Source organism: Niveispirillum sp. FG148, assembly GCF_057809655.1.
The window spans coordinates 23,941-36,923 of record NZ_JBMDKJ010000005.1; the positions used below are offsets into that span (position 1 = coordinate 23,941).

Below are 12,983 nucleotides of genomic sequence, written 5' to 3' on the forward strand. Positions count from 1 at the left end.
CCTGCCCCGTCAACGGGGGGAGGGGTTGAATACGTAGTCAGCAAATGCGCCTTCCCCGCCGAAGCCAGGGACAGGTCAGGGTGCCCGCATCGTCAGATCCATCGCCAGGATCTGCCCGTCCGCCGTTGCCGCGAACCGGGCCACGGCGCCGCCGCCATAGGTGACCAGCACACAGCGATCAGACCGTCCGGCCTCATGGCCCTTCAGACAGGGCACGTCCGGTTCAATGCCGTGGACGGAAACGATATTATCCACGCGCACGGCAGCCACCAGGCGCTGAAGACAGCTTTTCCCGGCCACCATGGCCGGCTTTTCGCAGGTCAGGGTAAGTTGCAGCCGTTTGCCCGTGTCGAAGGCGTCGGCCAACGTGGTCGTCAATTGTCGGGCCAGGGCGCCGGTGTCGGGCGCCACCGCTGACGTGGCCGGAGCCAGCAAGAGAGCGATGGTGCAGGACAGCACCAGCGTACAACGCAACCGCCCGACCGCCCGCATCCCTGCCCCCATCATGCCCGACCACAACCATGAATGCGCCCCATTCTAAACCGAAACAATCGACAGGCAACCCTGCACAGAGTTTTGATTTTGTTCTGTTTCCTGCCTATCCTCCCCCCACCGCCCCTGTCAGACGGACCTGGCCATGACCTATCCTTTGCACCGCCGTACCCTTCTTTCCGGCGGCAGTGCTGCCCTTACCCTGGGCCTGCTGGGCGGGTGCGCCACCGGCCCGCGTGCCGACAAGGCGGTGTCGAAGGTCGCGGGCCCCGTGCTGTCCCTGACGCCGCCGCGCATCAGTGCCGATCGCATCACCCAGATCACCGTCTGTACCCGCCCCTTCCGGCCGCAGGGGCCGCGGATCGAGCGGGAACGGCTGGGCGACAAGGATGTCGTGCATCATTACGGCCATGGTGGGTCGGGCTGGTCGCTGTCCTGGGGGTCCGCCACCATCGCCACCGATCTGGCCATGCGCACTGGCGCGCGGGAGATTGGCGTCATTGGCTGCGGCGCCATGGGGCTGACCACCGCCGTGCAGCTGCAGCGGGCCGGCGCCAGGGTCACCATCTATGCCAGGGATTTGCCGCCGCAGACCCGGTCGTCCCTGGCGACGGGCGTCTGGTCGCCCGACAGCCGCATCTGCCTGGAACAACACGCGACCCCGGAATTCAAGGCCCAATGGGCCATGATGGCACGCACCTCCTTTGACCGCTATCAGACCCTGCTGGGCCTGGCCGGTCGTCCGGTCGAATGGCTGGACACCTATTATGTCCCGACGCTGGTTCCGCAACCGGAAGAGCATGAGAATCGCCCCGCCTTTGCTGACAAGCTGACGCGGGAGATGACGCCGGAATTGCGGGCCCCGCGCCAGACCTATCCGGCCGGGTCGCACCCGTTCGGGCAGCGGGAAGTGCGCTGCACCAGCGGCCTGATGTTCAATATCGCTGCCTATTCCCAATATCTGCTAGACCAATTCCTGACCATGGGTGGGCGGATCGAGGTGCGGGAATTCCACAGCCCGGCTGATCTGGCGTCGCTGCCCCAGAAAACGCTGGTCAATTGCACCGGCTACGGCGCCAAGGCCCTGTTCGGCGACATTTCCCTGGTGCCCGTGCGTGGTCAGCTGGCGCGCATGATCCCGGATGATGATGTGCGCTATGGCATCTTCCATAACCGCGTCTCATTCGTGCCGCGCCGCGATGGCTGGGTGTTCCAGTATGTTGGGGCCAACGAATATTACGGCTTCGGCATCGAAGAGGCTGTGCCCGACCGGGCAGAGGCGGACCTGGCCGTCAACACCATCGCCGGCCTGTTCAAGCCGGCGATGGCGTGACGGTGCGCCTCAGCATTCCGGCAGGTTGACGGCCAGACCACCCAGCGAGGTCTCCTTGTACCGCTCGCTCATGTCGGCCCCGGTGCGCCGCATGGTTTCGATGACGCGGTCGAGCGAGACATGGTGGGTGCCGTCGCCCATCAGGGCCAGACGCGCGGCGTCAATGGCCTTAATGGCGCCCATGGCGTTGCGTTCGATGCAAGGGATCTGCACCAGACCTTTGATCGGGTCGCAGGTCAGGCCCAGATTATGCTCCATGCCGATCTCGGCCGCGTTTTCGATCTGGGCGTTGGTCCCGCCCAGGGCTGCGACCAGACCGCCGGCCGCCATGGAACAGGCCACGCCGACCTCTCCCTGACACCCCACCTCGGCGGCGGAGATGCTGGCATTGCGCTTGTACAACCCGCCGATGGCCGCCGCCGTCAGCAGGAAGACATGCCGCCCGGCGGAAGTGCCATTATAGAACCGGTCGTAATAGCGCAGCACGGCCGGCACGATGCCGGCCGCCCCGTTGGTGGGGCTGGTCACCACCTTGCCGCCGGCGGCATTTTCCTCATTCACGGCCAGCGCCCACAGGTTGATCCAGTCCAGCGCCGACAGGGGATCGATCAGCATGCGCTCCCGCTTGGCCAGCAGTTCGGCCTGCAATTTCGCTGCGCGCCGCTTCACCCGCAGCCCGCCGGGCAATTCGCCTTCCTGGCGGGCGCCGCGTTCGATGCAGGCATCCATCGCCTGCCAGATGCGGTCCAGCCCGGCGCGCACCTCAGCTTCCGGCCGGAGCGCGCATTCATTTTCCATGACCAAGGCTGCGATGGACTGGCCGCGCGCCTGGGCCAGGGACAGCAACTCATCGGCCGTACGGTACTGGTGCGGCATGCCGGGGCCGGCTTCGGCCGGCTGGTTGGACCGCGCCTCATCCTCATCCACCACGAACCCGCCGCCCACGGAATAATAGGTGCGGGTGGCCAGTTCGGCGCCCACCGCGTCATAGGCCGTGAACAGGATGCCATTGGGGTGATAGGGCAGCTTTTCCCCGCCCCGCCAGACAATGTCGCGCTCGGGCTGGAATAACACAGGCTGTCGGCCCGCGAACAGCAGGGGTTCCCCGGCTTCGATCCCGGCGACCAGCCGGTCACTGGCATCGGGATCGACATCGGCGGGCTGGAACCCGGCCAGCCCGATGATGGCGGCACGGTCGGTGGCGTGGCCCCGGCCCGTCAGGGCCAGCGAGGCGTAAAGCACCACGGTGAGGCGGGCGACGCGGTCCAGCAGGCCCGCGGCCGCCACCCGTTCGCCGAAGCGGTAGGCGGCGGTCATGGGGCCCATCGTGTGTGAACTGCTGGGGCCAACCCCGATCTTGAAAAGGTCGAAGACGCTGACGGTCATTTGTTCAGGCCATCCCTGGCGGACGTTTCCGGATTGCTGGCGGGGCCGGCTTCGATGGTCGTGCCCCTTCTGTTACGTGAACCCATAGCATGCGCTGCGACACCTTGGCACCAGGGTCCGGTGCATCAGGATGGCTTGCCCAAACAGATCAAACGGTCGATTGTTTGACAGTGAAGCTGGAAGCGCGCCGCCCCGCATGACGGCGCCGCCACCGACAGAGGAGAAGCCGATGACCAGTGTGACAACGGATTGCCTGCTCTATACGCGGCATAATGCGGAAGGGGTGGCGGAAATCACCTTCAACCGCCCCAACCGGCTGAACGCGTTGGACCTGAACATGGCCGCCGCCTTCGCAGAGGCCGCGACAGAGGCCGCGAACGACCCCAAGGTGCGCGTGCTGGTGATTTCCGGGCGTGGCACCAGCTTCATGTCGGGAGGCGACATCCATGCCTTCCACCGGCTGCTGTCGGCCCCGGCGGCGGAGCGGCGGGATTATATCAGCCGCCTGCTGGACTTCACCCATCAGGCCGTGACGGCCCTGCGCCGCATGGAAAAGCCCGTCATCGCCGGCATCCATGGCACCGCCGCTGGCCCCGCCATCGGCATCACCCTGGCCTGCGATCTGGTCGTGGCCTCTGACAAGGCCGTATTCCAGATGGCCTATGGCCCGCTGGGCACCACGCCCGACGCCGGCGCCACCCATTCCCTGCCCCGCCTGCTGGGTGCCCGGCGCGCGGCCGAGCTGGCCCTGCTTGACCGCCGCCTGACGGCGCTGGAGGCGCTGGAACTGGGGCTGGTCAACCGCATCTGCCCGGCGCCGATGCTGGCGGAGGAAACGCGCTGCGTGGCACGCAAGCTGGCCGGTGGCGCGGCCATAGCGTCGGGCCGGACCAAGCGCCTGCTCTATCTGTCGCTGGAACATAATTTTCAGCAGCAGCTGGCGGCTGAACGGGAAACCTTCCTGGCCACCATCGACAGCGCCGAATTCGCCGAAGGCATCACCGCCTTCGTCGAACGCCGCCGCCCCTTCTTCGGCAATTGCTGAAACGGTCTGTGCGTGCCGGGGACTTCATCCCTGGCACGCATGGCTCCACGCCAATTTCCGGCCCCGCCTTCGCAGTTGCAACTTAGTCGCATCTACAGTACGACAATGCGAACGAGTTTCGTTCCCAGCTGTAGGTGATGCGATGCGGACGGGCATGCGATTGATGGCGGGCGTGGCAGCGGCCATGCTGGTTTCCGGAACGGCCCTGGCGGAGCCGACGGCGGGTGGGGCTAGCCTGTCGCCCTGGGGCATGTTCATGGCTGCCGATTGGGTGGTGAAGTCTGTGATGACAGGTCTGGCCGCCGCTTCGGTCGCCACCTGGACCATTTTCATCGCCAAGCTTCTGGAACTGTCGAGCGCCAAGCGCCGTATGGCGCAGTCGCTGACAGCCCTGGACGGGTCGCGCGGCCTGGCCGATGCCAATGCCCGCCTGACCGACCCGCGCGATCCGGCAACATCCCTGTTGCGCGCGGTGGAGGAGGAGTTGGAGCAATCCACCGACCTGCCCGCCGACGGCATCAAGGAACGCGCTGCCAGCCGGCTGGAACGGATCGAAGCGGCGGTGGCCCGTCATTCGGCCAAGGGCACGGGTGTTTTGGCCTCCATCGGCGCCACGGCCCCCTTTGTCGGGCTGTTCGGCACGGTCTGGGGCATCATGAACAGCTTCATCGGCATCGCCGAAAGCCACACGACCAATCTGGCCGTGGTGGCGCCCGGCATTGCTGAGGCGCTGCTGGCCACGGCCATCGGTCTGGTGGCCGCCATCCCGGCCGTTCTGGTCTATAACACCCTGACGCGTGCCATCGGCGGCTATCGCGCCCAGGTGGGCGATGCCGCCGCCGCCGTCCTGCGCCTGCTGTCGCGCGACCTGGACCGCCGCGGCAATGCCAAGCCGCGCCTGCGCGTGGCGGAGTAAGGTGCCATGGCGGCCAAGCTGCGCACGGGCGGTGATGACGATCTGACCGAAAATCACGAGATCAATGTCACGCCCTTCATCGATGTGATGCTGGTGCTGCTGATCATCTTCATGGTCGCGGCCCCGCTGGCGACGGTGGACGTGCCCGTCGACCTGCCGGCCGCCAGCGCGCCGCAGTCGCAGCGCCCGCCCAAGCCGCTATTCCTGTCGGTCAAGGCCGACCTGTCGCTGGCCCTTGATGAGGTGGCGGTGGCCGGGCGCGAGGCGCTGGCCGGGGCCCTGGATCAGGCCACCGGCGGGGACAAGGACCAGCGCATCTTCCTGCGCGCCGACAAGTCGGTCCCCTATGGTGACCTGATGGATGTGATGAACAGCCTGCGCGACGCCGGCTATCTGAAGGTGGCCCTGGTCGGGCTGGACGGGTCTTCCGTGGGGTCGGCACCGTGAGCACGGCTTTGGTACAGGGTAGTGGCATCCGCTGGCCGCTGGCACTGACCGTGGCGCTGGGGGCGCATCTGGCCGTTGCCGGGATGGTGGCGTTGAAACCGGAGCCACCGGCGCCCCTGCCCCCGCCGCCACCGCCCATCCTGATGGATCTGGCGCCCCCGGCCCCGCCGGCCCCACCCCCGCCGGCCCCCGCACCCAAGCCCGTGGCCCAGCCCCCGACGCCCAAGCCGCCGCCGGTGATCGAACGCGCTGCCGCCAAGCTGCCGCCCCCGCCGCCGCGACCTGTAAAGTCGGAGCCCGTGCCGGACACGCCGCCCGTGCCGCAAATGGCATCGGCCGCCGCCGCGCCCGAAGCCGATGCCTCCCCCGTCGCCAGCGCCCCCGCCGGCGGCCCCCCGGCCGATGCCATGGCCGCCTTCCAGGGCCGGCTGATGGCGCATCTGGCCAAGCATAAGCGCTATCCCCTGGCCGCGCGTCAGCGCCGGCAGCAGGGAACGGCCTGGGTACGCCTGACGCTGGACCGCAACGGCCGCGTCGTGTCCCGCCGGCTGGAACGCGGCTGCGGGGTCGATCTGCTGGACCGGGAGGCGGAGGAATTGCTGGACCGCGCCCAGCCCCTGCCGGAAATCCCAGCGGAACTGGGCAAGGATCAGATGGAGCTGGTCCTGCCGGTGGAATTCAGCCTGAAATAGGCTGATCCGCCGTCAGATATCAGCGCCCTGATCCTTATAATCGGCAAAGACATGGTCCATGACGCGGGCCGGGTTGGAACAACCGGCCTCGCCCACGATCTTGGCAGGCACGCCGGCCACCGTCACGCATTTGGGCACGGGATGCAGGACGACGGAGCCAGCGGCGATGCGAGCGCAATCACCCACCGTGATATTGCCCAGCACTTTGGCATTGGCCCCCAGCAGCACGCCCGACCCGATCTTGGGATGGCGGTCGCCATGTTCCTTGCCATTGCCGCCCAGATTAACGCCATGCAGCATGGAGACATTGTCGCCGACCACGGCCGTCTCGCCCACCACCACACCGGTGGCATGGTCGATCATGACGCCGCGCCCGAACTTGGCATTGGGGTGGATGTCGACGCCGAACACCACCGACGACCGGCTTTGCAGATACAGCGCCATGTCGCGCCGGCCCATATGCCACAGGCGATGGGCCATGCGGTGGGTTTCCAGGGCTTGGAAGCCCTTGAAATACAACACCGGCTCGATATGGCGATAGCAGGCGGGGTCACGGTCCAGCACGGCGGCAATATCGGCGCGGAAGGACTGGCCCATTTCCGGCTCGGCATTCAGCGCGTCGGTGAAAGCCTGGACCAGCAGTTCGCCTTGCACGTCCTGGTGCGCCAGCCGCGTGGCGATGCGGTGGATGACGGCCATTTCCAGCGAAGGCTGGTTCAGGATGGCACCATAGAACAGGGCCGCCAGCAGTGGCTCGTCTGCCACGGCCTGGGCCGCATCGGTGCGCAGGGCCGCCCAGATCGGGTCCAGATTGGCAAGCGCCTGGGGAACGGAGGAAGGACGCGCGGACATGGGGCCGGCCTCGCTGCTTCGATATCGTTCGCTATTTGATCATGCGCCCCTGCCCATGCAAGAGTTTAGCACCGCCCGCCAGCACATGGGTGCCCCGCCAAAGCATGCGGCCAGCCATCGACAGGACGGATGCTAAAGCGCATCATTCTGTTCCAAAAGGATTTCTGGAAAGGGGAAGGCATGGGTACGGAAAGCAGCGGGACCGATGATGGCTGCCCCACGGAACCGGCCGTGCGCACCATCGCCATGCCGGCCGACACTAACCCGGCCGGGGACATTTTCGGCGGCTGGCTGATGGCGCAGATGGATCTGGCCGCCGGCAATGCCGCCGCCCGGCGCGCCCGCGGCCGCTGCGCCACCGTGGCCGTGGATGGTATGGTCTTCCACCGGCCCGTCGCCGTGGGGGACGAGGTCAGCCTCTATGCCACCATCGAAAGCATCGGCCGCACCTCCATGAAGATCCATGTCGATGCCTGGCGCCGGTCGCGGTTCGATGAGGAACGGTTCAAGGTGACAGAGGCCCTGTTCACCTTCGTCGCCATCGACGATCACGGCCGTCCTCGCCCCATCCCGCCCGCAGAGACGGAGGAATAAGCCATGAGCATCGCCCCCGGCAGCCCCATCGACCTGATCATTGTACCGAAGAGCCATGATGTCGGCGGGTTCGAGGTGCGGCGCGCCCTGCCGTCGACCAAGCGGCGCATGGTCGGCCCCTTCATCTTCTGGGATCAGATGGGGCCGGGCTTCCTGCCGGCGGGCACGGGCCTGGATGTGCGCCCGCACCCCCATATCGGCCTGTCCACCGTCACCTATCTGACGGAAGGCGAGATCATGCACCGTGACAGCGTGGGCAGCGTGCAGGCGATAAGGCCCGGTGCCGTCAACTGGATGACGGCGGGCAAGGGCATCGTGCATTCCGAACGCACCGAAGCCGGCCTGCGCGCCCAGGGCAACCATCTGGCCGGCATCCAGAGCTGGATCGCCCTGCCGCAGCGGTACGAGGAGATCGACCCCGGCTTCAGCCATTATCCGGCAGCCGATCTGCCCATCATCGCCGACCATGGCGTGTGGATGCGCCTGATCGCCGGGGATCTGTTCGGCGAAAGCTCGCCCGTCCGCACATTGTCGGAAACAATCTACCTGGAACTGGTGTTGGATGAGGGGGCGCGGCTGGAAATCCCGGCGAGCCACCCCGAACGCGCCCTCTATCTGTTCGACGGCAGCGTGGATATCGCCGGTGACATCCACACAGCCGAAGGCGGGGCGGGGCAGTTGCTGGTCTTGCGCGAAGGCGACGCGGTTCTGGTCAAGGCGCTGTGCCGGACCCAGCTGCTGCTGCTGGGCGGAGAGCCGATGGATGGGCCGCGCTATATCTACTGGAACTTCGTCTCCTCCTCCCGCGAGCGGATCGAGGATGCGAAATCTGACTGGCGCAATGGCCGCTTCCCCGCGGTGCCGGGCGAGACGGAGTTTATTCCGCTACCGGAATAAAATATCGTAACGGAGCCGAAATGACTGAACCTCTCCGTATCCTGGGCAAGGAAAGCTCCATCAATGTCCGCAAGGTGCTGTGGACCTGTCGTGAGATCGGCCAGGATTTCGTGCGGGAGGATTGGGGATCCGGATTCCGGCCCTTGGATACGCCGGAATTCCGCGCCCTGAACCCCAATGCGCAGGTGCCCGTCATCACCGTGCCCGGCGGCTATCTGTGGGAATCCAACAGCATCTGCCGCTATCTGGCCGGCCGGGCCGGGCGGGCGGACCTGCTACCGACTGAGCCCCTGGCCCGCGCGAATGTGGAAAAATGGATGGATTGGCAGGCGACCGACCTGAACAGCGCCTGGCGCATCGCCTTCACCGCGCTGGTCCGGCGCGCGCCCCGGCAAGGGGAAGCGGAAAGCGTGGCGGCCAGCATTGATGAATGGAACCGCCTGACCCTGATCCTGAACGATCAGTTGGCGCGCACGGGCGCCTATGTCGCGGGGCCGGATTTCACGCTGGCCGATATCGTGCTGGGCCTGTCCGTCAACCGCTGGAAGATGACGCCGCTGGAACGGCCCGACGTGCCGGCCATGGAAGCCTGGTGGGCCCGGCTGCTGGAACGGCCGGGCTTCCGGGAGTTCGGGGCCAATGGGGTGCCTTAATCCCGGTGCCAGTCCCGCGCCAGCCGCTTGGACGCCAGGAAGAACAGGATGGCGGCCAGGGCGTAGAAGCCCAGACAATAGAGGATGGAATAGCGCAGGCTTTCCTGGCCATATTCGGCGCGCAGCACATCGGACAGCCGGCCCAGGAACCAGGTGCCGAAGCCGATGCCCAGCAGGTTGTTGACGAACAGGAAGATGGCCGACGCCGTGGCCCGCATGTTGGGCGCCACCAGATGCTGCACGGCCGACAGGGTGGGGCCCAGCCACATCAGGGCCAGCGCCTGCGGCACCACGAACAGCACAAAGGCCAGGGTCAGGTCGGACACGGCCAGCCCGCCGGCATAGAAGGGCAGTGAAACCAGGAAGGCCACGGCCGGCACGCGGGCGTAATTGCCCAGATCCTTGGCCCCCAGCTTGTCGCCCAGCGCTCCGCCCATCCAGACGCCGACAATGCCGCCGGCAAACAGGATGCCGCCATAGAACAGCGAGCGGTCGACCAATGTCAGCCCATGGCTGCGTTCCAGGAAGGAAGGCAGCCAGAAGGCCAGACCATAGCCCATGACGGAGGAGCAGGAGGCCCCCAGCGCCAGCACCCAGAAGGACGGCTTCTGGAACAGCACGCCCAGCACGGTGCCCAGGCCGGCGGCGGGGGCCTTGCGGCCGGCATCGAAGCCGCCGCGCACGGGTTCCTTCACCACCAGTTTCAGGATCGGCGCCATAGCCAGCCCGGTCAGGCCGCAGATGACGAAGGCCCAGCGCCAGCCGATCTGGTTGGCGATCAGGCCGCCGAACAGCACGCCCAGCGCCATGCCGATGGGGATACCGAAACTGTAGACGGCCAGGGCGCGGCCCCGTTCCTTGGGCGGGAAATAATCGGCGATCAGGGAATAGGCCGGGGCGACGCCGCCTGCCTCCCCCACACCCACACCCAGGCGGCAGAGGAACAGCTGCCAGAACCCCGTCGCCGCCCCGCACAAAGCCGTGAAGCCCGACCAGATGGTCAGGGAAATGGTGATGATCCAGGTGCGGTTGAAACGGTCGGCCAGCATGGCGATGGGCACGCCCAGCGCCGTGTAAAACAGCGCAAAGGCCAACCCGCCCATCAGGCCCAGTTCCTGATCGGTCAGGCCCAGTTCGGTTTTGATGGAAGAGGCCAGGATGCCCAGGATCTGCCGGTCGATGAAATTGAAGATATAGACCAGGATCAGCACCAGCAGCACGACGCCGCGGTAACGCTTGGCACTGGCTGTCTGCACGGCCTGCGGGTCCATCACGCCTTCCCGGTCATGGGGTCAAAGGAACAAATGAAAGAGGGGCCGCGCCCCGATCGGGGCGCGGCGCCAGTAGAGGGAGATATCACACGAAAGATCGTCTTGGGACATTGGCGGGGACGGGACAGCCCGCCCCCGCCTCTGTTCTCAGAAGCGATATTCGACAGTGGCCGTAACGGTGCGCGGCGGGCCGTAATAGCCGATGATGCTGTCGCCATAGAGCGCACCGGGGAAGTTGTAGCCGCCGACGCGGTACTTCTTGTTGCCCAGGTTCTTGCCATGGATGCCGACCGACCAATTGTCGCTGGCCGCCGTCCACACGCCCGACAGGTCATAGAGCGTATAGCCCTTCTGATCCAGGATCGGGTTGGCGAACTCGAACATGGAGAAGTCGCTGCGGTGCGCCGCCGACCCGGTCAGGGTGATGATGCCGCTGTCGCCCATGTCGTGCGTATAGGTCAGGCCGACATTGGACGTCCATTTCGGCGTGTTCTGGAACACGGCGGTGTTGGCGATATTGTCATAGACCTTGGTGGTCAGGTTGTAGCGCAGGAACTCGTTGAACTTGGCATTGATGTAGCCGACGGAGAAATTGGCCGTCAGATTGTCGGTGATGGCCACCACACCTTCGGCTTCCAGGCCCTTGATGGTGGAGGAGCCGACATTGTCGACGAAGCTGGCGATGCCGTTGGTGGCCGGCACCTGCGTCGTCACCTGCTGGCCCTTATAGTCGGAATAGAAGGCGGCCAGATTCAAGGTGGCGCGGCCATCAAAGAAGCGCGACTTGGAGCCGATTTCGTAGCTGTCCACCAGTTCCGGATCATAGCCATTGACGGTGTCCGGCGTGAAGATGGCGTCGCCGCGCATGTCAAAGCCGCCCGACTTGAAGCCACGGCCGTAGGAGGCATACAGGGTGAAATCGCGGTCGGGCTCATAGGTCAGGCTGACGCGCGGCGTGAACTCGCTGAAGGTGCGGCTGTTGGTGTAATTGGTGCGCACCAGCGAGGCGCTGCGCGGCGTGCCGCCGAACAGCGGGCTGACCAGACCGGCATAGTTGGCACGATACACGGTGCCGGTCTTGTCATCCGAGGTGTAGCGGGCACCGACCGACGCCTTGACCTGATCGGTCAATTCATAGGTGAAGTCGGCGAAGGCCGCATAGCTCTTGGTGTCGACCGAGCCGGAGGTCAGAACGGTCAGGCTGGCCAGAGCCAGGGTCGTGTCGAACGCACCTTCGGCATGGGCATCCATGTAATAGAGGCCGGCGACACCCTTGAAGCGCTCACCTTCATAGACAAGCTGCAATTCCTCGCTGAACTGGTCGTCCTTGTAATAGGCGGGGACGTCCAGGATCTTGGCGGGCAGATTGTCGAAATCGATGACCGTATCGGAACGGCCGTCGCGATAGGCGGTGATGGATTTCAGGGTGACGCTGTCCGACACGTTATATTCCGCCGTCAGCGACGCGCCTTCGTTCTTCACCTTCTGCTTGCCGGTCAGGCCGGCTTGGGTGTCATAGACATCGTCCAACACCGGCACCGTGGCCGTCGCATACAGGCGGTGACCATGGCGAGGATTGGAATTGTCGACCGTCTTGTCGGCGGCGACGCGGATGAACACATCCTCGTTCGGCTTGAATTCGATCGACAGGCGGCCGGCATTGACATCCTTGTCGTACTGTTCCTGGCCGGTGGTCCGGTTCTTGCCGTAACCATCGCGGCGATAGAGCGCAACGGCACCCGACACGCCCACCGTTTCCGACACGGGCGAGGAGCCGGACAGGATCAGGTCGGTCTGCTTGTAGGAACCGACCTGCAGCTTGGCCTTCATGTGCGGTTCGTCGTCGATCTTCTTGGTGACGTACTTGACGGCACCACCGATCGTGTTGCGGCCATAGAGCGTGCCCTGCGGCCCGCGCAGCACTTCGATCCGTTCGATATCGAAGATGTCCAGCACGGCACCCTGCGGGCGGGCGATATAGACATCGTCGACATAAAGGCCCACGCCCGGTTCGAAGCCCCACAGCGGGTCCTGCTGGCCGACGCCGCGGATGAAGGCGATCAGGGTGGAGTTGGACCCGCGCGCCACCTGCATGGTCAGGTTCGGCGTCGTCTTGGTCAGGGCCGTGATATCGGGCGTGCCGACATTTTCCAGCTGCTCGGCCGAAAAGGCGGAGATGGAGACGGGCACGTCCTGCAGGCTTTCCGCGCGGCGGCGGGCCGTGACGACGATCTCACCCAGGACGCCGGGCTGGGCGGCTTCCTGGTTCTGCTCCTGCGCGGCGGCGGGCAGCGTCAGTACGCCGAGGCTGGTCAGGGCCGTGCCGGCGCAGAGCATGGCGGATATGGATTTACCGAACATCTTCATGGATCTCCCTTTCATTGTCATTGAACGCCTGCTGGTTC

General features: G+C 65.7%; 13 protein-coding genes. 8 read left to right on the top strand and 5 right to left on the bottom strand.

Annotated elements, in window-relative coordinates:
* Positions 1 to 75: 75 nt before the first annotated feature.
* Positions 76 to 492 carry a hypothetical protein gene (locus ACODTW_RS07115; protein WP_488945264.1) on the bottom strand — a complete coding sequence of 139 codons (417 nt, stop codon included), beginning with the start codon at positions 490 to 492 and terminating at the stop codon, positions 76 to 78.
* A 145-nt stretch (positions 493 to 637) separates the two neighbouring features.
* On the opposite strand from ACODTW_RS07115, the gene ACODTW_RS07120 reads away from it, so the two are divergent.
* Positions 638 to 1,825 (top strand): FAD-dependent oxidoreductase, encoded by a 1,188-nt coding sequence (locus ACODTW_RS07120; RefSeq protein WP_488945265.1) that lies wholly within the window; start codon positions 638 to 640, stop codon positions 1,823 to 1,825.
* Between the two features lie 9 nt (positions 1,826 to 1,834).
* Here the strand turns inward: ACODTW_RS07120 and ACODTW_RS07125 are convergent, their stop codons facing one another.
* The gene (locus ACODTW_RS07125; RefSeq protein WP_488945266.1) at positions 1,835 to 3,211 is read right to left on the bottom strand and encodes an L-serine ammonia-lyase; all 1,377 of its coding nucleotides are present in this window, start codon (positions 3,209 to 3,211) and stop codon (positions 1,835 to 1,837) included.
* Between the two features lie 229 nt (positions 3,212 to 3,440).
* Between ACODTW_RS07125 and ACODTW_RS07130 the strand changes: the two genes are divergently transcribed.
* From ACODTW_RS07130 to ACODTW_RS07145, 4 genes are all read left to right on the top strand, one after another.
* A complete protein-coding gene (locus ACODTW_RS07130) occupies positions 3,441 to 4,256 on the top strand; it encodes an enoyl-CoA hydratase/isomerase family protein (RefSeq protein WP_488945267.1) in 816 nt (271 codons plus the stop codon).
* A gap of 142 nt (positions 4,257 to 4,398) precedes the next feature.
* A complete protein-coding gene (gene exbB, locus ACODTW_RS07135) occupies positions 4,399 to 5,172 on the top strand; it encodes a tonB-system energizer ExbB (protein WP_488945268.1) in 774 nt (257 codons plus the stop codon).
* Between the two features lie 6 nt (positions 5,173 to 5,178).
* Entirely contained in the window at positions 5,179 to 5,619 is a 441-nt protein-coding gene (gene exbD, locus ACODTW_RS07140; RefSeq protein ID WP_488945269.1) for a TonB system transport protein ExbD, read from the top strand.
* Positions 5,616 to 6,311, top strand: coding sequence for an energy transducer TonB family protein (locus ACODTW_RS07145; RefSeq protein ID WP_488945270.1), 696 nt, complete (start codon positions 5,616 to 5,618; stop codon positions 6,309 to 6,311). Before exbD ends, ACODTW_RS07145 begins: the two co-directional genes overlap by 4 nt.
* Before the next feature lie 12 nt (positions 6,312 to 6,323).
* On the opposite strand, the gene cysE is transcribed toward ACODTW_RS07145, so the two are convergent.
* Positions 6,324 to 7,163 (bottom strand): serine O-acetyltransferase, encoded by an 840-nt coding sequence (gene cysE / locus ACODTW_RS07150; protein WP_488945271.1) that lies wholly within the window; start codon positions 7,161 to 7,163, stop codon positions 6,324 to 6,326.
* A gap of 180 nt (positions 7,164 to 7,343) precedes the next feature.
* Here cysE and ACODTW_RS07155 point away from each other — a divergent pair, with 180 nt between their 5' ends.
* Genes ACODTW_RS07155 through ACODTW_RS07165 form a run of 3 tightly spaced genes read left to right on the top strand, consistent with a single transcriptional unit; the run spans position 7,344 to position 9,307 of the window.
* Positions 7,344 to 7,757: an acyl-CoA thioesterase gene (locus ACODTW_RS07155; RefSeq protein WP_488945272.1), complete on the top strand. Its 414-nt coding sequence runs from the start codon at positions 7,344 to 7,346 to the stop codon at positions 7,755 to 7,757.
* A 3-nt stretch (positions 7,758 to 7,760) separates the two neighbouring features.
* Complete coding sequence (locus tag ACODTW_RS07160) at positions 7,761 to 8,654, top strand: pirin family protein (protein WP_488945273.1); 894 nt, start codon at positions 7,761 to 7,763, stop codon at positions 8,652 to 8,654.
* A gap of 20 nt (positions 8,655 to 8,674) precedes the next feature.
* Positions 8,675 to 9,307, top strand: a complete 633-nt coding sequence (locus tag ACODTW_RS07165; RefSeq protein WP_488945274.1) for a glutathione S-transferase family protein — start codon at positions 8,675 to 8,677, stop codon at positions 9,305 to 9,307.
* Here ACODTW_RS07165 and ACODTW_RS07170 read toward each other — a convergent pair.
* Together ACODTW_RS07170 and ACODTW_RS07175 are read right to left on the bottom strand one after the other, a co-directional pair.
* Complete coding sequence (locus ACODTW_RS07170) at positions 9,304 to 10,578, bottom strand: spinster family MFS transporter (RefSeq protein ID WP_488945275.1); 1,275 nt, start codon at positions 10,576 to 10,578, stop codon at positions 9,304 to 9,306. The genes ACODTW_RS07165 and ACODTW_RS07170 overlap by 4 nt on opposite strands.
* 147 nt (positions 10,579 to 10,725) lie before the next feature.
* Entirely contained in the window at positions 10,726 to 12,945 is a 2,220-nt protein-coding gene (locus ACODTW_RS07175; protein WP_488945276.1) for a TonB-dependent receptor, read from the bottom strand.
* Positions 12,946 to 12,983 lie beyond the last annotated feature (38 nt).

Excerpts from the sequence above, each read along its gene's own strand:
- ACODTW_RS07115 (WP_488945264.1), bottom strand. The coding sequence starts at position 492 with ATGCGGGCGGTCGGGCGGTTGCGTTGTACGCTGGTGCTGTCCTGCACC.
- ACODTW_RS07120 (WP_488945265.1), top strand. The coding sequence starts at position 638 with ATGACCTATCCTTTGCACCGCCGTACCCTTCTTTCCGGCGGCAGTGCT.
- ACODTW_RS07125 (WP_488945266.1), bottom strand. The coding sequence starts at position 3,211 with ATGACCGTCAGCGTCTTCGACCTTTTCAAGATCGGGGTTGGCCCCAGC.
- ACODTW_RS07130 (WP_488945267.1), top strand. The coding sequence starts at position 3,441 with ATGACCAGTGTGACAACGGATTGCCTGCTCTATACGCGGCATAATGCG.
- exbB (WP_488945268.1), top strand. The coding sequence starts at position 4,399 with ATGCGGACGGGCATGCGATTGATGGCGGGCGTGGCAGCGGCCATGCTG.
- exbD (WP_488945269.1), top strand. The coding sequence starts at position 5,179 with ATGGCGGCCAAGCTGCGCACGGGCGGTGATGACGATCTGACCGAAAAT.
- cysE (WP_488945271.1), bottom strand. The coding sequence starts at position 7,163 with ATGTCCGCGCGTCCTTCCTCCGTTCCCCAGGCGCTTGCCAATCTGGAC.
- ACODTW_RS07155 (WP_488945272.1), top strand. The coding sequence starts at position 7,344 with ATGGGTACGGAAAGCAGCGGGACCGATGATGGCTGCCCCACGGAACCG.
- ACODTW_RS07160 (WP_488945273.1), top strand. The coding sequence starts at position 7,761 with ATGAGCATCGCCCCCGGCAGCCCCATCGACCTGATCATTGTACCGAAG.
- ACODTW_RS07165 (WP_488945274.1), top strand. The coding sequence starts at position 8,675 with ATGACTGAACCTCTCCGTATCCTGGGCAAGGAAAGCTCCATCAATGTC.
- ACODTW_RS07170 (WP_488945275.1), bottom strand. The coding sequence starts at position 10,578 with ATGGACCCGCAGGCCGTGCAGACAGCCAGTGCCAAGCGTTACCGCGGC.
- ACODTW_RS07175 (WP_488945276.1), bottom strand. The coding sequence starts at position 12,945 with ATGAAGATGTTCGGTAAATCCATATCCGCCATGCTCTGCGCCGGCACG.